The 19,505-nt window shown below is 64.9% G+C and carries 10 protein-coding genes; 5 read left to right on the forward strand and 5 right to left on the reverse strand.

Annotation, left to right across the window (positions count from 1 at the left end; genetic code table 11):
• Positions 1-43 precede the first annotated feature (43 nt).
• Complete coding sequence (locus tag AACH87_RS17270) at positions 44-6,040, reverse strand: MG2 domain-containing protein (protein ID WP_338795740.1); 5,997 nt, start codon at positions 6,038-6,040, stop codon at positions 44-46.
• 232 nt (positions 6,041-6,272) lie between these two features.
• Here AACH87_RS17270 and AACH87_RS17275 point away from each other — a divergent pair, with 232 nt between their 5' ends.
• Positions 6,273-7,670, forward strand: a complete 1,398-nt coding sequence (locus AACH87_RS17275) for a hypothetical protein (RefSeq protein ID WP_338795741.1) — start codon at positions 6,273-6,275, stop codon at positions 7,668-7,670.
• Positions 7,671-8,684: 1,014 nt separating this feature from the next.
• On the opposite strand, the gene AACH87_RS17280 is transcribed toward AACH87_RS17275, so the two are convergent.
• From AACH87_RS17280 to argH, 4 genes are all read right to left on the reverse strand, one after another.
• The gene (locus tag AACH87_RS17280) at positions 8,685-10,160 is read right to left on the reverse strand and encodes a rhomboid family intramembrane serine protease (RefSeq protein WP_338795742.1); all 1,476 of its coding nucleotides are present in this window, start codon (positions 10,158-10,160) and stop codon (positions 8,685-8,687) included.
• A 24-nt stretch (positions 10,161-10,184) separates the two neighbouring features.
• Entirely contained in the window at positions 10,185-11,666 is a 1,482-nt protein-coding gene (locus AACH87_RS17285; RefSeq protein WP_338795743.1) for a diguanylate cyclase, read from the reverse strand.
• 454 nt (positions 11,667-12,120) lie between these two features.
• Positions 12,121-13,119, reverse strand: a complete 999-nt coding sequence (locus AACH87_RS17290; RefSeq protein WP_338795745.1) for a Bug family tripartite tricarboxylate transporter substrate binding protein — start codon at positions 13,117-13,119, stop codon at positions 12,121-12,123.
• Positions 13,120-13,195: 76 nt separating this feature from the next.
• Positions 13,196-14,665, reverse strand: a complete 1,470-nt coding sequence (gene argH / locus AACH87_RS17295) for an argininosuccinate lyase (protein ID WP_338795746.1) — start codon at positions 14,663-14,665, stop codon at positions 13,196-13,198.
• A 51-nt stretch (positions 14,666-14,716) separates the two neighbouring features.
• On the opposite strand from argH, the gene AACH87_RS17300 reads away from it, so the two are divergent.
• The 4 genes from AACH87_RS17300 to AACH87_RS17315 all read left to right on the forward strand — a co-directional run bounded on the left by AACH87_RS17300 (position 14,717) and on the right by AACH87_RS17315 (position 19,496).
• The gene (locus AACH87_RS17300; protein WP_338795747.1) at positions 14,717-15,958 is read left to right on the forward strand and encodes a histidine kinase; all 1,242 of its coding nucleotides are present in this window, start codon (positions 14,717-14,719) and stop codon (positions 15,956-15,958) included.
• The gene (locus tag AACH87_RS17305; RefSeq protein ID WP_338795748.1) at positions 15,955-16,704 is read left to right on the forward strand and encodes a LytTR family DNA-binding domain-containing protein; all 750 of its coding nucleotides are present in this window, start codon (positions 15,955-15,957) and stop codon (positions 16,702-16,704) included. The genes AACH87_RS17300 and AACH87_RS17305 overlap by 4 nt, the downstream gene beginning before the upstream one ends.
• A 69-nt stretch (positions 16,705-16,773) precedes the next feature.
• Entirely contained in the window at positions 16,774-17,142 is a 369-nt protein-coding gene (locus AACH87_RS17310; RefSeq protein WP_338795749.1) for a DUF2946 family protein, read from the forward strand.
• 275 nt (positions 17,143-17,417) lie between these two features.
• Positions 17,418-19,496, forward strand: a complete 2,079-nt coding sequence (locus AACH87_RS17315; RefSeq protein WP_338799006.1) for a TonB-dependent receptor — start codon at positions 17,418-17,420, stop codon at positions 19,494-19,496.
• Positions 19,497-19,505: the final 9 nt, after the last annotated feature.

The raw sequence follows: 19,505 nt of genomic DNA on the forward strand, positions 1-19,505 counted from the left end.
CGCCAGGTGGCAGCAGGCCGGGCCGTGGCGGCGTGCCGTGGGCTCACTTCGCGGCCCCTACCTTGACTCGCGCATTGGGGTATTCGCCAAACATCTCGGGCGCATACATGGCTTCCACCCGGCTGGGGGGCAGCGCAAAGTCGCCCACGTTGTTCAGGCGCACGGTGTATTCCATGGTCACGGTGCCCTTGGGCAGATACTGGTAGTAGCTGCGGAACGACTCAAAGCTGCGCTCTTCATACGCCAGCCAGCCGCCACCGCTTTGCTTCTCGCCCTGCGTGGCGATCTCGGAGTCCCGCCCCAACCCACTGCCCAGGATGGTGGCACCGCCCGGAATCGGGTCGGTGATGGCCACCCAGGTCATGTCGGTGCTGGCGTTGATTTCAAGCTTCACACGCAGTACATCACCACGCGAGTACTGGCCTGCAGGCAACGACTTGTTGGCCTGCTCCACAGGGGTCACGGTCTTCTTGATGGAGTAGCCCGCTGCAAAAGGTGCTTTCAGCTCCACTGCCGCGACCGATTGCAGGGTCAGCCAGGGCTTGCCAGCGCCTTGGTGGGCGACCTCCAGCGCCTCCTTGCCACCGGCCTTGCCCCAGGGCAGGAACATGCCGTTGTTCTTGAGGTTGCCGGGCGCTGCGGGTGCGCCAAACCAGGTGGTCTGGTGCGGCGCGCCTGTGGCATCGGTCACCTTCACGCGGTCCACCTTGCTCCAGTCCACACTGGCGCTGTTGCCTCCCATGGTGGCCTTGGTCAGGCCCGCCACGGGGGTGGCTTCAAACTTGGCACTGAACTTCTCCAGCGCCAGCCCGCCCCACAGGTTGGCCGTGGTGGTGTGCCAGGCACCGGCCTGCTGGCGGCTGATGAAGCCGTTGGCAAGGCGGCCCATGTCGTCCTTCCAGCTCGGGTCGTCCATCACGGCCAGCATCAGGCGTGCGGTGTTCACATCGCCGTTTTGCATCAGCCACCACCAGTAGTCATCCTTTTCGGTGCTGAAGAGCAGCTTGGTGCCCTGGAACGACAGGCGCGCGCGCAGGATTTGCATCGCTTCGGCCAGGCGCTTGTCGCGCTCGGGCACATCGGCCACGCGCTTGAGCACGTTCACCCAGTCGATCACCGCATGGGTCGGCCACTGGTTGGGGGCAATGGTGATGCTGCTGACCATGCGGCCCTGCGCCTTGCCGTAGCGCGACAGCGCTTCGATGGCGGCGAGCTTGCGCATGTCCAGGTCCTTCACCGGGCTCCAGAAGTTGCGCTGGATGCGGCCTTCGATGAAGGCGATCAGGCCGCGCTCCATGGGGGCGCGGGCTTCATCTGGCAGGGCAAAGGCGGGGTCGAGGGAAGCAGCTTCGTGCGTGGCTGCCAGCACGTAGGCCGTCAGCGTGTCACTGCCGTTGTTGGCCTCGCCGTTGCGCGGTGGGTAGTAGTTGGCCAGGCCATCGCTGTCCAGGTACGTGGGCAACTGGGCCACCACGGTCTGCCAGAGCTTGCCATCACGCAGGCCCACGGCCTTGCTGGTTTTTTGCTCCAGGCAGGCAAAGGGGTAGCGTGCCCACCAGTCGCGCACGCCCGGCAGGCCTTCGGCCAACTTGGGTTGCAGCGACATCTTGAGCCCACCGCGGCCAGGAATGACATCGGCGGGGGGCGCTACATCAAGTGCAAACTTTCCATCCACCTGCACCAGGGTCGCCTGCTGCACGGTCAGGGGCACAGCGGGCACGATGCGCTGGCTGGCCTTGAGGGCATCGCTGGCACCCGAGGTGGTATCGCGCGCCTGAATCTCCCACAGGATGGCCTCGGCCCGGGTCTGCGCCAGCTGGGCCGGGGCGGTGACCTCCCAGGCCACTTCGCGGGCTTCGCCTGCAGGAATCTCCACGGTCTGGGGCTTGAGCTCCAGCAGCGTGGCGCGGGGCGCTGCCTCCACCTTCATGGCCGACTTGGTGGTGTTGCGCAGCGTGAACTGGGCACGGAAGTTGTCACCCTCACGCACCAGCGGTGGCAGGCCGCTGATGATCTGCAGGTCTTGCGTTGCGCGAATCTGGGTCGAGCCCGTGCCAAACAGGCCGGAAGACGCATCGGCCACCGCCACGATCTTGAAGGTGGTCAGCGCATCGTTCAGGGGCACCGTCACCTTGGCCTGCCCGTTGGCATCAAGCTGCACCGTGGGGTTCCACAGCAGCAGCGTGTCCAGCAGCTCGCGGGTGGGCGAACGCCCGCCACCACCGCCCGCAGGCACAGCCTTCTTGCCGTAGTGGCGGCGGCCAATGATTTCCATCTGCGCGGTGGATGTTTGCACACCCCAGCTGCGGCGCTGCAGCATGGCTTCGAGCAGGTTCCAGCTGTTGTTGGGCATCAGTTCCAGCAAGGCCTGGTCTACCGCAGCCACAGCCACTTCGGCGTTGGCGGCAGGCTTGCCGCCGGGCAAGGTGGCGGTGATGGTCACTTGCGCCTTGCCGCGCACCGGGTAGCTTTCCTTGTCGGCGGTCACCTTCACGTTGATCTGGTGGGCTTGCGTGCCCACGCGGATCTCGGCCAGGCCCAGACGGAATGCGGGCTTGGACAAATCCACCAGCGCCGTAGGGGCCTGGTATTCGCGGCCTTCGTACCAGAAGGCGTTCCACCATTCGCCGGGAGCACGGAAGCCCCAGGTGAAAAAGCTGTACCACGGCACTTCACGCAGGCGGCCACGCAGGGCCAGCACGCTCACGTACACGTTGGGGCCCCAGTCAGACTGGACCTTGAGGCTCACGGTGGGGTCTTGCCCATTGAGCTGCACCACATGGGTTTCGATGATGCCTTCACGCTCCACCGCCACCAGGGCCGTCGCAAAGCGGAAGGGCATGCGCACCTGGAACTTGGCCGTCTCGCCCACCTGGTAGCTCTTCTTTTCGGGCAGCAGGTCGATGCGGTCGTGGTCCTCGCCACCAAACCACAGCTCGCCCTGGCGGGTGACCCACACCGACGAGGCCGCTTCGCTGGTGTTGCCGCTGCCGTCGGTGGCTGTCACCACCAGTTCCACCTCGCCCGCCTCGTCCAGCTTGGCTTCGCACAGCAGCAGGCCGCGGCTGTCGCTCTTGCCCGTGCACACCGTGCCCAGGTCTTTCGTCGAGGTCTGGTTGTCGTAGCTGTAGAAGCCCCCCACCATGCGCTTGCGGGTGGTGGTGGTGATGCGAGCCACGGCCTGCACCTGCAGTGCGGTGCCCGGTGCAGCCTGCCCGTTGTGTTGCAGGGCCAGGGCCTGGAAGCGGATCTTCTGGCTGGCCGATGCCCAGCCTTCGGTCTTGATACCGGCAATGACGCCTGCAGGCCACAAGGTGTTGGTGCTGCGCAGGGTCTGCACTTCGCCGTTGGGGTCGGCATAGGTGGCTTCCAGCAACAGCTCTTGCGGGCGGCGGGCCTGGGGCAGGTTGTCGATGGTGACTTTGCCCGCGCCGTTCTTGTCCAGCGTCACGGGCAGCTTGTCTGCCACCACGCGGGTGTCCTGGCTGGCGGTGGCTTCCTCATCGTCGCTTTGCCCGCTGGCAGCACCCTTCTGGCGCGGCGGGTTGAAGCTGAACATGTCGTAGTCCGGAAACTGCAGGGACTTGCTGCGCACCAGCGCAGACACGCGCACCGGCAAATTGGCCGCACCACCGCCAGATACATAGTTGACCTGCACATCGGTCGGCACCGAGCGCACGCGCACCAGGGGCTTGCTGTCAGACGGCGTCACGCGCCCTTCCAGCACGGGCAGGCGGAACTCTTCCACACGGAAAGAGCCCGTGGTCACCGTGCCCCGGTCGTTCGCGGCATCGCGCAGCTCCACGGTGTATTCGCCCAGCTTGGCCGCGGGTGGAATGGAGAAGCTGTTTTGTGCGCTCAGCCCCCCGGTGGGGGTCTTGCGCCACTGGATGGGCTGCTCAAACTGCTGGCCGCTGCCCACATGGGTGATGACCAGCGTCTCGGGGCCGCTCTTGGGGGTGTCAAAGCCCTTGCGTGTCTCCAGACGGTAGTAGTGCTTCATCGACACCGACTCGCCTGCGCGCAGCAGCATGCGGTCCAGCACCGTATGGGCGCGCACATCGGGCTGGGGCTGCATGCTCAGCGGCACATTGAAGCGCCAGGGCTCAATGCCCCGCTGCCATTCGCTCCAGGTGAAGGCCATGTCTTCGACGCCGCCCTCACTGCTGCGCGCACTGACAAAGTAGCCCGAGGAGCCCTGGGCGTAGTCCTCGCTCTCGTGGCACGACGGCGCATCAGGAGACAGCCCTTCGATGGAGGCCACACCCTGCTCGTTGGTGATGGCCTGCGCCAGTTCACGGCCCTTGCAGTCCGACACGCGCACCTTGGCACCCGCCACAGGCTTGCCCTTGTCCAGCGTGGTCACCCAGGCCAAGGCGTTCTCGCGCCCCAGCTTGAAATGCACGCCCAGGTTGGTAACCAGTGCCGAGGTGCGCACATACATGGTGCGACCTTCGCCATGGCGCTCGTCCAGCAGCGAGGCACCCAGCTTTTGCGAGGCGATCTCCACCACATGGAAGCCAGGTGGCAGCGGAATGCCCACCACCTCGAACGGGCGCAACTCCTTGCCCGTGACCTGCGGCAAGTCCAGCGTCTTGACGCCGCCCTGCCCCGCCAGCAGCGAGAGCATGCGGGTCTGCACATAGTCGCGGTCGTCGTCCACGATCTTGGGCAGTGGGCTCTTCACTTCACGGGCCGCCACGCGGCGCTGGATGTTGTAGCTGTCGTAGCGCGCCACCTTGCGGAACCAGGTGATGATGTCCGCGTCGCTGGAAGGCTTGAAGGTGCTCACCTTGCCAGTGGGCGCAGCCAGGGTACCCGCCTGCAGGCCCTGCACCTTGAGGCCTGCTTCCACATTGCGCAGGGTCACCGGCAGCAGCGCGGGGCCATCAGGGCCTTCGGCAAAACGCTCCACCACGCCAAAGGATGCCGCTGCAAACTTGGCCAGGGGCGGCATGCCGGATGTAGCGACCTTGAGCGGAAAGCTCGATGCATTGCGCAAAGGCCTGCCCGCAGCGTCCTTGAAGTCCTTGGGCAACTCCAGGGTGAACGCGGTCTGCTCGGGCAGAGGCGCATCAAACTGGATGCTGTTGACCAGGGTGTCGGCATCCTTGCCCTCCTCACCCTCCCCCTTCTCGACCTGGGGCTTGAGGGTTTCCTTGCTCGACTTGAGGCGGATGGCCATGGCCAGCTTGCGCGGCACTGGGGCGTTGAACGACAGCGTCATGGGCCGCAGCGGCAGGCAGGCGGCCTGGGCATTTTCGCGTTCGCAAGTGAAATCTGCCGAGAACGGCTCACGCACCTTGAAGGTAAAGCGCCTGTCTACCGCATTGGCGATACCACTGGGCGTGGCCACGCCTTTGCCGTACACCAGCTGCATTTGCGAGCCCGAGGTGAGGCGGCGGTTGCAGGTCAGGCTGTGGAACTGCAGCGGCTCCTTGGCAACCTGCTTTTCCAGCCCCAGGGACTTGAGAATTTCGGTACGCTGCGGGCCCTCAATCATGCGCACGGGCACCCGCTCGCCCACGCCGTCCAGCGCACACCACACGTTGGCCAGCACGCTTTCCTTGGTGGCCGGACCATTGAGCTGCAGCACGAAGAACTGCTCTTCGTCGATCTGCTCATAGGTGTTGGGGCGCACGTTCTGCACAAACGGCCCACCGCTATTGAATTGATAGCTTTTTGCGCCCGTCAGTGTTGCGCCAGAGGCCGGTTTGAAGTCAGCTTTGACGGTGGCCGTGCAACGCATGCCGGGTGGCAGGTCGGCTTCAAAGTCAAACACCCATTCACGCTCGCTGGTCCAGCGGCCCGTTCCGCGCGAGACCGTGGCGTCATTGCAGCTGATGGCCAGCGGTGCCGGTGCCTTGGGATCCCCAAAATTGACCGCCGCTGCGTCGAACTTGGCTACGGCCTGCCGCACACGGGACACTTCGCCCTGGGGGCTGAAGCTGATGATCTGCAACGCATGTGCCTGGGCCGCCAGTAGCAACCCGCCCACCAGCACGGCGCTGGCCGGGACTTTCCTCCAAAGTGTTTTCATTGTGATTTTTTGGGTCTTGCCTGCAAGGGCACTGAGCGTAGCCGATCCGCCCGCTCAGGCGCCACCCTGCGCCGCCTGTCCAGACCGCGAATGTGTGAGAAAGTGCAGCCAAAAGGGGGGCTCGCACCGCCCCTACAATCCGCCCACAAAGTGAGCACAGTCCCCGGGCACCCTATCCCGGAACACCCGATGGGGCTGCGCGGCCCGCGCAGGGAGGCGGGAGACATCCACTATGACTACACGTCCGTCGGGCAACTTACAGTCTGCCCCCTCCGCCGCTTCTGCGACCTCGGGCCCCTTTGCACAGCAGCAGCCCAAGCGGCCTGTCCCATTCTGGCACCGCCTCAACACCTTTTTTGCGTTTCCGCTGCAGTCCAAGCCGTTGATGTACAGCCTGCTGCTGGCCCTCTCCAGCCTACTGTTCAAGGCAATGGTCTTCCTGCCCGCACCGCTGGCCATCTTGGTGGTGGAAATCGGGGTGCTGCTGGCTGCCTCACGCTATGGCTTCAAGGTCACGGCCCTGGGTTCGCGCGGCATCTACAAGGCCGAGGACTACCCCCACGAGCTGGACCCGGACTGGAAGAACCTGCCCTGGAAGCTGTTTGGCATTGTGCTGGTGCAGTCGTTTGTGGTGGGCTGGATGCAGCGGCTGAGCCCTGGCCTGGGCCTGCTGGCTTGGCTGGCCATGTGCTTTTTGCTGCCGGCCACGCAGATCGTGCTGGTGCAGACCTGCAGCTTTACGGAAACCGTCAACCCCCTGAATGCATGGAACGCGGTGCGCATCATCGGCTGGCCGTATGTGCTGCTGTGCGTGTTCCTGTTCCTGCTCAGCCAGGGCATGTTCCTTGCCATGGGCATGCTCATGCCGCTGTTCAAGGGCTGGATCCTGCTGCCGATTGGCAACTGGATCTTCATCTACTTCAGCTGGGTGATGGCCAGCCTGCTGGGCTACGCGATGTACCAGAACCACGAGGCTTTCGGCATCGACCTGCTGCCCGGTGGCGGACTGGACGAGGACGATCAGGCTCCCATCGACCGCCGCACGCCCCGCCAGATTGAGCAGGACAACCTCGACGCCCAGGTGGCCGAGCGCATCACTGCGGGCGACGTGGCGGGTGCCCTGGGCATTGCCTATGAAGAGCAACGCACCCGTGGCGAAGACGTGCCTGCGCAGCGCCGCTACCACCGCGTGCTGGCCCTGGCAGAGGGCAAGACGGCGACATTGCTGGACCATGCGCAGCGCTACATTCCGCTGCTGCTGCGGTCGGGCCAGAACACGGAGGCGGTCAAAGCCTTCCAGACCTGCCGCAGCAAGAATGCCGAGTTTGTGCTCCAGGACGCCACAGCCACGCTGAACCTGGCCAAGGCGGCGTGGAATTCCGCCGCAGATGCCTCGCTGGCGCTGGCCTTGCTGCAGGGTTTTGACCGCCGCTTCAAGGAGCATGAAACCATCCCCGCCGCCTACGAACTGGTGGCGCGCGTGCTGCTGCAGGGCATGCACCGGGCGGATATGGCCCTGCGGGTGCTGGCGACGCTGGAGTCTCGCTACCCGGAGAGCGAGGCCACCAAAGAGACGCGTTGGCTGTTGCGCAACCATGTGCCGCAGGCGCCTGGGGCGGGGCAGGCATAAATTTTTAGGTGAAATTGGGCTCTGGCGCTTATGGGGAAAGCGCAGGCAGCTATGAAATTGGTAGTGATTGCTTGGGTTCTTCTGCCCCGGTCATACCCCATCCGTTCGGGCTGAGCCTGTCGAAGCCGGGGCTTGCTGGCTGATCTTGTCGCATGCCTGTGCCTGGGACGGGAGCCGGGGAGTGCGCCCGGCGGCGCAGTAACTTTCTCTTGTCTCGCCAAGAGAAAGTCACCAAAGAGAAAGCGACCCCACTGTCTGCGTCCCCTGCGCTTCGCTACGGGGCAACCTGCGGTGCTCGCGGGCGGGGTGCGCTGCGGAACTCGCTGCGCGCCTGCGGCGCTCCGCTCAAACAGCCGCAGCGAGTCAGTTCACGAAGCGCGTGTGTCCTTCGGCACACGCGCCACCCCGCCCGCTGCGCTCCTCGGCGCATACAGAGGGGATGGGGAGCCAAACAGCCACTCGGGCCATTGCTTCGCTCGGCCCGAATTCGCGGGCGCAAGCGCCGCGCGCTGGGCGCTGGGCGCCGGACGCAGCATTGGCAGGGTCGAGCGCAGCGACGACCCGAGTGGCTGTTTGGCTGTTCGCCCCCCTGCTGGCTGCGCCTGCGGCGGTGCGGTTGCGGGGTGAGCATGGGCGTCGAAGCGCCCATGCCTCGTCCTCTAGCTCGCCGGGGTTGTCCGAGCGGCGCTGCGCAGCAGCACAGCGAGTTCCACGGCGCACCCCGCAACCGGACCGCCGCAGGTCTGCCCCTTCGCAACGCGAAGGGGTCGCAGACTGGGGGTCGCCTTTTCTTTGGTGACTTTCTTTTGGCGAAGCAAAAGAAAGTTACTGCGCCGCCGGGCGCAATCCCCGGCTCCCGCCCTCAGCAAAGGCATGCCACCCCATCAACCCAAAAGCCCTGGCTTCGACAAGCTCAGCCCGAACGAATGGGGATATGACAGGGGCAGAAAAATCCAAGCAATCACTACCAATTTCATAGCTGCCTGCGCTTGATCCATAAGCCCTAAACCAAACCTAAACCCCGCCCAACATCCGCAACGCAGGACTCGCAGGTGCCAACTGCTGCAACTGCACCCCAAAAGCCGCAGCCTGCTCACGCCTGCCTGCCTGGCACAACCCCGCCACCAACATGCCCAGCGTCTCACCCAGCTCAGGATGGGTCGGCGCTGTCTTGTGCAAGGCCAGAAACAACTTCTCTGCATCGCCCCATTGCTGCGCCCGCGCAAAGCGGCGCGACAGACGGGCCATGTCATCAGGCTGCAGACGCGCGCCGGGCTTGGCTTTTTCGAAATAGGTGCGGTAGCTGGTGTGCTGGAAATCCAGAGTGGCCGGGTCGTGGGCCTTGAGGCGGAAGATGCGGCGCGCAGCGCGGTGAAAGTCCTCCCCCTCAGGCCACAACGATGCCGTCTTGAACCATGCACTGAGCACCTGCGCATCTTGCGGACGCAGCTGGGCGGCGGCACGCCACTGGCCCAGGGCCTGCTCAAACTTCATGGCCTGGGCCAGGCGCTGGGCGTTGGCCACATGGGTGTCAAAGCCATCGTCTTCCTCTGCGGCATCGCTGGCAGCGGGCACTTCCAGCGGCTTGCTGCGCACGGCCATGGCCAGGGCCATGAGCGCGGCCCCGGTCAGCAACCCGCCCAGGTGGGCCATGTAGGCCACGCCGCGCCCACTGAACCAGTGCTGCAGCAGCTCGTTGGCAATCCACGCAGGCAGTAGCAGCAAGGCGGGGGCCGTGACGTAGTTGAAGTAGAAAAAGAGCTGGTAGAAGAAACGCACACGCCGCAAGCGGTACATGACCGCATACATGCCCATGAGCGCCGACACTGCGCCCGAGGCACCCAGGCCGTAGCTGCCCATGCCTGCGTACGCCCAGGCCGACAGGGCCGAGCCGCCCAGCCCGCCCAGCAGGTAGAAGGCCAGATAGGTGGTGCGGCCCAGCGCCAGTTCTACCGAGAAGCCGAACAGAAAGAGGAACAGCATGTTGCCCAGCAGATGCCCCGTGCTGCCATGCAAGAAGGTCGCCGTGAGCCAGGTGATGGGGCGAAACTCCGCCTCCTTGCCATAGTCCATGGCCCAGTGGCGTGTGAACGGGGCTGGCAGCTTGGCCTCGTATTCAGTGCGTGCGCTCTTCCATGCTGCGTACTGCGGGTCGCTCTCGCGCACCTCCAGCCCGGAACGCAGGCGCTGCTGAAAGGTGTCCTCCTGCTCCATCCAGCGCAGCAGCGTGCGGTAGCTGCCCGCCTTTTGCAGGCGCAAGGCCTGCCGCAGCTGCTTGTCTCCTGTGGATTCCAGCCACGCCACAAAGCGCGGCACCTCCAGCGAGGGCAACACGCTAGCCACGTAGTAGGTGGCCGCAACATCGCGGGCCTTTTCCTCGGTGCGCTGCGGCCCCCAGAACACGGCCATGTTGATGAGGATGAGCAGCACCGTCATCCAGGGCGGGTTGCGCCAGGTGGGGCGGTTTTCCAGGGGAATGGCGTAGAACATGCCGCCATTCTCACCCGGCCACAGTCAAGTAGCGTGGGATGTCGCTGCGGCAGCGAAGGACCCCGAGGAATCAAAAGGCTCGGCCAGGCAGGCCACCCCTTTGCCGTTGCGCTTGCTGGTGTACAGGGCGCGGTCTGCCCGGTCGATCAGCGAGGTCAACGGCTCGTCGGGATCCCCCTGGAACATGGCCACGCCAATGCTGGCACTGGCCAGCACATACTGCCCATCGTCCAGGCCGATGGGGGCCACCAGCGCGAGCAGCACTTTCTCGGCGACCTCCATGGCAGCTTGCGAAGAAGCCACCGCGTTGAGCACCAGGGCAAACTCGTCGCCCCCCAGGCGGGCGGCCGTGTCGTTGGCGCGGGCCAGGCCCGCCAGGCGCTGGGCCACGCGTTCCAGCACCTGGTCGCCACTGCGGTGCCCCAGGCTGTCGTTGATCTCTTTGAACCCGTCCAGGTCAATCAGCAGCAGCGCACCGGCACGGCGGTCACGCTGCGCCGTCAGCACGGCTTGTGAGAGGCGGTCGTCAAACAAGCGCCGGTTGGGCAGGCCGGTCAGCCGGTCATGGCTGGCCAGGGCCAGCACCTGCTGGTGGGCACGCACCAGCCGGGCACTGAGCAACCCCAGCAACAGCGCAAAGGCGTAGGCCAGCATGATGACCAACGCGGGAGCCCGGCCAGCAGCGCTCCACCCACCTGCAGGTACGGCACCCAAGGTCCAGCTGCCGCCGCCCGGCAAGGGCACATCCAGCGTGACGGGGTTGTGCTCAAACACCTGGGGGGAGCCCAGAAAGACCGCCCCCTTGTCACCCATGGCATCGAGCCCGCGGGCGGCAATCTGGAATCCCATCTGCTCGGTGGTCAGCCCGGCGTCGGCAAACAAGGTGTCTGCGTTGACGGCCAACGAGACGATGCCCCAGTACCGAGGCTCCGGGACGGACTGCGCCCCTGTAGAGGCCTTGCGGGCCGATGACTCAGCCACCAGAAACACCGGAGTGCGGCTCACGATACCCAAACCGCCTTGCACCAAGGGAATGGGCCCCGCCACGACCGTCCGCCGCGTCTGGATGGCCCGCTCTACGGCACCGCGCTGCTGGGGGTTGTCCATGTAGCGCAGGCCCAGCGCCCGCTCATTGCCCAGGCGCGGGTAGACATCGCTGATCACGTTGTCTGGGGCCAGGGCCAGGTTGCGGATATTGCGCTGGTGCTCCAGCAAGCGCCCCACGACCGTTGCAAACAGTTCCGGTGCCATCCCGCCCTGGGCGGCAATGAACGCCGCCACGGTTTCAGGCACCGACAGGGTGCTTTGCAACTGGCGATCCAGCCGGTCCCTGATCTGTAGCAACTGCGCTTGCGCCTGAGCAGCAATCTCGGTTTGTGCTTTGGTGTGGGAGATATCCATCACCAGCCACGCCAGCGCAGCGGCCAGCGCTGCACTGCACAGGCCTGCGCACAGCGGTAGAAGGCGGTGCTGTATCCAGTTGGCGGGCAGACGGTGCGAGGGCATGTGAACTGAACGTGTACTAAGAACCTGTTCACAGTCTTTTTGGAGTTGCACAAGTGTCTTGCCGGGCGCCCGGCTAGGGGATGGGCTGCTAGGCGCAGCGCTTGCCAATAGCCCGTCGTGCTATTGGCAAGCGCTGCAACAACGCAGACCGCCCGGCAAGCCACTTGCCCGAAGGGTTGGAGTGAAATCGGGCGATTGGACGCCCCGGCTGCTTGCATGGGCACCAGCCCATGCGGCGCACCCGAAGCATCCACTCATCCCGATTGCACTCCAATGCAATCTCCCAAAAGACTGTGAACAGGTTCTGAACGCATTCCAGCACGAATACCCGCATGTCGCCAACAAAAAACGCGCACAAAAAAGCCCACTGCGATGGGCAGTGGGCCGAAAGGGGAAAACAAGTCAGGGTGGGGTCAATGCGCTCCGCAGGGGCATCCCTGATCGCAGCAGGCACTCACTGCGCGACAAACCCGCTGTTCTTGATGATGCGAGTCCACGCCTGGGTGTAGGCGTTTTGGCGGTTGGTGAGCTGTTGGGGTGTCATGTAACCCACGGTGAGCCCCATGGTGGTGAGCTGGCTGTGCACATCGGGCATGGCCACCACCTTGGCCAGGGCGTTAGAGAAATCAACAACAAACTTCTGGGGCGTGCCCACTGGGGCGTAGATGCCGTAGTAAGGCAGGTCCTCAAAACCCTTGAGGCCCAGTTCATCAAACGTAGGCACATCCGGCATGGCGGCCTGGCGCTTGGTGCCCAGCACCGCCACCACATGCACTTTGCCCGCCTTGTGGTTCTCGATGAAATCCTGCACCGAGGCCACGCCGGCAGCAATCTGGTTGCCCAGCATGTCCGCCATCATGGGAGCACTGCCGCGGTAAGGGGCTGAAACGAGGTCGATCTGATACTTCTCGGCCACCAGCTTGACCAGGAACTCGGGCGTAGATGCCGGGGCGGGAATGCCCACAGCACCCTTGCCCTTGCCTTGCGACTTGACCCATGCCACGTAGTCGCCAAAGCTCTTGGCAGGCGTGCCACCTGACACCGCAAAGGCGTTGACGAAGGTGGCAAAGCCCCCCACGGAGACAAAGTCATGCACCGGGTCGTACCCCGGGTTCTTCACCACCTGGGGCAGGATGGAGATGGTGTGGTCATGCGACAGGAACAGCGTGTGACCATCGGCAGGAGCGGCCTTGAGCGCCTGAGCAGCAATCTGGCCCCCGGCGCCAGGGCGGTTGTCCACCACCACGGGCATGCCCAGTTCGTCCTTGAGCTTTTCAGACAGCAGACGTGCAATCGCATCAGTGCCCCCGCCCGGAGGGAAACCCACCAGGATACGCACCGGCTTGGCAGACTGGGCCATGGCCAAGCCCATCGTCAAAGCCGCGCCCACCACAGCCGTGGTGCGCAAAGCCCGCAGCACCAGGCCACGGCGTGAGAAGAAAGAGGTTGTCATGCGAGGGCTCCAGCAATGATGGGCAATGTGGCAAAAACGGGGCGGTGGGCAGCGCGGTGGTGGCGATCAGGACCGATCAGGCCAAACGGGCGCGATGGCGCGCCAGCTGGGCACGCACCTGGGCGGGTGCCGTGCCACCCAGCGTGTTGCGCGCGTTGAGCGAGCCACGCAGGTTCAGGCACTCATACACATCCTTTTCGATCTGCGGGTGAAAGCCTTGCAGCACATTCAGGGGCAGCTCCGACAGGTCGCAGTTGTGCGAGGTAGCCGCCTTCACTGCGTGCGCCACGGTTTCATGCGCATCGCGGAAGGGCAGGCCCTTCTTCACCAGATAGTCGGCCAGGTCGGTGGCGGTGGCGTAGCCCTTGAGCGCGGCCTGCTCCATGGCCTGCGCGTTGACAGTAATGCCGCCCTCTTTCTTGCCCGTGGCAGGGTTGAGCTGGCCGCCCACCATCTCGGCAAAGATGCGCAGCGTGTCTTTGAGCGTGTCCACCGTGTCGAACAGCGGTTCCTTGTCTTCCTGGTTGTCCTTGTTGTAGGCCAGGGGCTGGCCCTTCATCAGGGTGATCAGGCCCATGAGGTGGCCCACCACACGGCCCGTCTTGCCACGCGCCAGTTCAGGCACATCGGGGTTCTTCTTCTGCGGCATGATGGACGAGCCCGTGGTGAAGCGGTCAGCAATCTTGATGAAGCCGAAGTTCTGGCTCATCCAGATGATGAGTTCTTCGGACAGGCGGCTCACATGCACCATGCACAGGCTGGCTGCGGAGGTGAACTCGATGGCGAAGTCGCGGTCGCTCACGGCATCCAGGCTGTTCTGGCAGACGCCTTCCATGCCCAGCGTCTTGGCCACGCGCTCGCGGTCCAGCGGGTAGGTGGTGCCTGCCAGGGCCGCGCTGCCCAGCGGCAGCACATTGGTGCGGCGGCGCACATCAGCCATGCGTTCGGCATCGCGCTTGAACATCTCTACATAAGCCAGCATGTGGTGCGCAAAGCTCACCGGCTGGGCCACCTGCAGGTGGGTAAAGCCGGGCAGGATCACTTCGACGTTCTGCTCGGCCACATCCACCAGGGAGATTTGCAGCTCTTTGAGCAGGTCGCCAATCAGGTCAATCTCGCCACGCAGCCACAGGCGCACGTCGGTGGCTACCTGGTCGTTGCGGCTGCGGCCGGTGTGCAGGCGCTTGCCTGCATCGCCTACCAGCTGGGTCAGGCGCGCTTCGATGTTCAGGTGCACGTCTTCCAGATCGAGCTTCCACTCGAACGCGCCGGATTCGATCTCCTGCGTGATTTGCGCCATGCCGCGCTGGATGGATGCGTGATCTTCAGCGCTGATGATGCCCTGCGCTGCCAGCATCTCGGCGTGCGCCAGGCTGCCTGCAATGTCGGCCTGCCACAGGCGCTTGTCAAAGAACACGCTGGAGGTGTAGCGCTTGACCAGGTCGCTCATGGGCTCGGAAAACAGCGCCGACCAGGCTTGCGCCTTGGTGTCAAGCTGGTTGTGGGACGGTGCAGACGGGGCGCTGTTGGCTTGGCTGGAGGACATGGGAGGGCAATAATTGGATGGTTCAGACACCCGGACCGTCCGGATGCCGCAATGCAAAACACCCAAATTTTATCGACGCTGCCCCCGGAGTCCGGACAAGCCCCCCGGCAAGCCCCTCGCGCGCAGGTGCCCAGAGGCTCTGCAACGCCCACGGGCCGCGCCTTGGTGTTCGATGCATGCCAGCTGGGTGTGGTACTGCGTGCGGTGCTATTTGTGGAGACCGTGGTCGCGGTGGGTGTCATGTTTGGGGTCTCCAGCGCGTACGAGTGGCTGGCCAATGTGGCCCTGCTCACGGGCGGCGCGCTGCCCGCCACCCTGGCATGGCTGGGCACGGCCTGCAGCCTCAAGCGCTTTCTGCAGCGCCTGAGCACCGCACAGCAATATGCGGCAGGTGTGGCCTTGGGCGCGCTGGCCGGTGCCTACGCTTGCGCGATGCTCAAGCTGGCAGGGGTGGCGCCCCCCTCCCCACCCTGGCTGGCCAGCGCAGCCAGTGGGGCGCTGCTATCGGCCATGCTGGTCACCGCACTGGTGCTGAGGGCCCGGGGCCGCACCCCTGCTGCCACGACGGCGCGGCTCACGGAACTGCAATCGCGTATCCGCCCGCACTTTCTGTTCAACACCCTCAACAGCGCCATTGCGCTGGTGCGCGCCGAGCCCGCCAAGGCAGAGTCGCTGCTGGAAGACCTGAGCGATCTGTTCAGGCACGCACTCATCGAGCAAGGTGAATCGGTCACGCTGGCAGAAGAAATCACGCTGGCTCAGCGCTACCTGGCGATTGAAGAGGTGCGCTTTGGCCACCGCCTGCAGGTGCAGTGGAGCCTGGACCCCCGCACCGACGCGGCACGCCTGCCACCGCTGTTGCTGCAGCCGCTGGTGGAGAACGCCGTCAAGCACGGCGTGGAGCCCAGCCCGCGCGGCGGCAAGCTGCGGGTGCTGACCGAGCTGCGCGGCAGCCGCGTGGTGGTGCGCATTACCAACACATTGCCGCCCTCCCACATCAAAAACGACGGAGCCCCGCGCGGCCATGGCATTGCGCTGGCCAACGTGCGTGCTCGTCTGGCCTTGCTGCACGATGTGCAGGGAGAATTCACGGCCGGTGTGCGCGATGGTCTGTACCAGGTACGCATCACGCTGCCGGTGGACAGTCAGGTCCGCAAAGCCCAGAAAGCCCAAAAGGCTGCTCAGTCGGCTGGCAGAGCCGCACCAACTCGCAACGTAGAACGCCGCAAAGCGGCAGTGCCCCCCCCAGCGGTTGCCACAGAAACCGCCACCCCACCCCCACCCGCGCCATGAACATACTGATCGTTGACGACGAACCCCTGGCACGCAGCCGTCTTCGCACCCTGCTGGCCGACTGTGCCGACACTCTGCGCACGACGGTGGCAGAGGCCAGCAATACCGGCGAGGCGATGCAACTGCTGGGTGCCACCGGAGGCCGGGGCTTTGATGTCGCCCTGGTGGACATCCACATGCCGGGGCAGGATGGGCTGTGTTTGGCCCATGCCATCCAGCAACTGCCGCAGCCCCCTGCTGTGGTGTTTGTGACGGCGCACGCAGACCATGCGGTGAGCGCCTTTGAGCTCGACGCGGTGGACTACCTCACCAAGCCCGTGCGGCGCGAGCGGCTGCAACAGGCCTTGGCCAAGGTGCAGCGGCTGCAGCGCCCAGCAGTGCCCCCCACCATTCCCTCGCTGCCCGAAGGCGAGACCCTGCTGATCCAGGACCGGGGCCGTACCGAGCGGGTTGCTCTGGCGGAGGTGCTGTACTTCAAGGCAGAGCAAAAGTACGTCACTGTGCGCACAGCCACCCGCAGCTTCATCATGGATGGCTCACTGAGTGATCTGGAATCCCGCTACGGCGAGCGGTTCTTGCGTATCCACCGCAATGCCCTGGTAGCGCGACGCGCGCTGCGGGCCCTGGAGAAGCACTACGACCCCGAAGAGGGAGAAGGCTGGGCTGTGCGCCTGCAAGGTTCCACCGAGGTGCTCTCCGTGTCGCGCAGGCAAGTGGCCGCCGTGCGCGAAGAACTCGCCCGATAGGCACCGCAACCCGCCACATCGCTGCGCCAGCGCAAGATGGCGCACCCATCGCCCGGCATAATCCCCATCATGTCCATGCCACGCACCTTATCCATCTGGCGCCTTGTGCGCCTGTGGGTGCTGGCGTGGTTTGTCGGCTCCATCGGAGTGTCCGTGGCATCGCCACTGGTGCACCCACAGTCGCTAGAGGTCGTTTGCTCGGGCTCGGGCGCCATCAAGTGGCTGGTGCAAACCGACGACGGAGCGGTCGAGATGGGCGCGACAGGCATGGACTGCCCTTTGTGTGCGCAGGCCAACGGGGCCCCGCCACCGTCCCCCGCCCAACCCCCACTGCCCACCAGCCCGCTGGCCCACGCGGTGCAACCGGTGCCCGCAGCGCGCATCGCCGCAGCCACAGCGGCGCCGCTGCCAGCGCGCGGCCCACCCTCTCTCCTCTGATCCGTTCGCTTTCTGCGTGCGCCTGACGGCATTGCCGTGGGGGTACGCAGGTCTTCGTTCGTTTGCACGGCAGCTCCCTACAACAAACCCGGTAGCCATTCTGGGCGCCGCTGGTGGCTGCACTGCCGTTTTCAGAGTGCCTCTTCATGCCTTCCCTTACTTCGCGCCGCGCTGCGGCTTTCCCGTGCCTGCCCCTTTCACCTCTTTGCCTGGGGGTGCTCGCCACCTGCGCGTTGGCCGCAGTGCCAGCCCAAGCACAAACTCCTGATGCCCCCATGCTGAAGACGGTGGAGGTGGTGGAACCCGCCACCTCCTCCAACGGCAAGCTCAGCCTGGACATCCCCGTAGACACCGGCAGCCGCCTGGGCCTGACAGCGCGTGAAAACCCAGCATCTGTCACCGTAGTGGACCGATCCACCATCGATGCACGCGGCGCGCAGAACACGCAAGAGATCCTGCGGGCCATCCCTGGCGTAGTGGCGCACAACGCGCCCGGCTCTATGGCCGCGCACTACCGGGGCTTCACGGCCAACTCGGTGGCTCAGCTCTACAACGGCATCAACCCGCAGTACGGCAGCGCCACCCGTGCGGTCGATAGCTGGATCTACGACCGCGTGGAGGCCATCGGCGGCGCCTCCAGCTTCCTGTACGGCTCGGGCGGCGTGGGCGGCTCCATCAACTACATCACCAAGTCGGCCGAGCGCAGCGACTTTGCCGAAGGACAGTTGCGCCTGGGCTCGTACGGACTCAAAGAGGTGTCCGTAGGGCTGAACCGCCGCATTGCTGGCGGCGAGCAAGGCGCGAGCCCCGCACACTATGCGCGCATCGACATCAACCACCGCGACGCAGGCAGCTGGACTCACGGCACCCAAACCCAGGCCACACAACTGGCGACCTCCCTTCTGTCCGACCTGGGCGGTGGCCTCACCCACACGCTGGCCTACGAGTACCAGAAGGACCATGTGGATCGCCCCTACTGGGGCACACCGGTGCTGAACCCCGCTGTGGGCGCTCTGGCCATAGACCCAGGAACGCGTTTTCAAAACTACAACAGCGCTGACGGCATGTATGAGCATCGCGTGCAGTGGCTGCGCTCTGTCGCGCATTGGCGCATGTCCGATGCGCTGCAGTTCAAGAACACGTTCTATGTGTACGACGCGCTGCGCGACTACCGCAACGTCGAGATCTACACCTTCAACGCCGCCAACACCGCCGTCACCCGCACCTCGCCTTACCTGCAGCGGCACGACCAGACGCTGGTGGGTGACCGACTGGAAGGCACGTACCAAAGCCAGCTGGCAGGCAAGAAAAGCGACTGGGCTTTTGGCATGGACGTAAGCGTGAACAAGCAGACGCGTTTTCCGTTCGGCCCCTCGGTCACCGTGAGCACAGTCAATCCGTACAACTTCACCACCGAGAACTTCTTCGACATTCCTGGCATGTCGCCAGCCCTGACCCCTGACAAAGACAACAAGATCACCAACACCGCGCTGTATCTGGAAAACCGCACGGTGGTTGCGTCGGGGGTCAATTTGGTCACCGCACTGCGGCATGAACGCATTGCACTGGACCTGGTGAACCGCCGCGCCATCACAGCCACTGCGCCCGCCACTTTCAGCCGCAGCTACAGCCCCACCACGGGCCGTCTGGCGGCGGTGTGGGACATTGCTCCCGGCGCCAACCTGTATGCGCAAGCCTCCAACGCCGCGGATCCACCGTCGGGCTCGCTGGCGTCGGCTTCGTTTGCCGATGTGCGCAACAACAGCGAACTGACCACGGGTCGTCAGATCGAGGTGGGCAGCAAGTTCGACTTCTGGGGTGGCAAGGGCAGCGCCACGGTGGCGGTGTTTGACATCCGCCGCAAGAACATCGCATCGCAAGACCCATCCAACCCGAACCTCACGGTGCTGGTGGGCGAGCAGTCGTCCAAAGGCATCGAACTGGCAGCAGGCATTCGCCCCACTCCGCAATGGCAACTGCAGGGCAACCTGTCGCTGATCCGCGCGCGGTATGAGAACTTTGTACAGGGCGGGGTATCGCGCGCGGGCAACGTGCCGCAGCTGGTTCCACAGCAAGTGGCCAATCTGTGGGCGTCGTATGCCATCACCCCCACAGTGATTGCCAGCGCGGGGCTGCGCCATGTAGGCAAGGTGTATGGCAACGCCGCCAACACCAAGTTCTGGCCCTCCTACACGCTGCTGGACCTGGGTCTGGCGTGGAAGATCAATCACACCACCACCCTCACCACCCGCGTGCGCAACGCCACTGACCGCACCTACGCAGAAGAGACACGGGACCAGGTCTACCTGGGCGCGCCACGCACGCTGGACGTGGCACTGCACACCGCGTTTTAAGGACAAGGG

It is taken from the genome of Acidovorax sp. DW039 (assembly GCF_037101375.1).
Classification (GTDB): domain Bacteria; phylum Pseudomonadota; class Gammaproteobacteria; order Burkholderiales; family Burkholderiaceae_C; genus Acidovorax.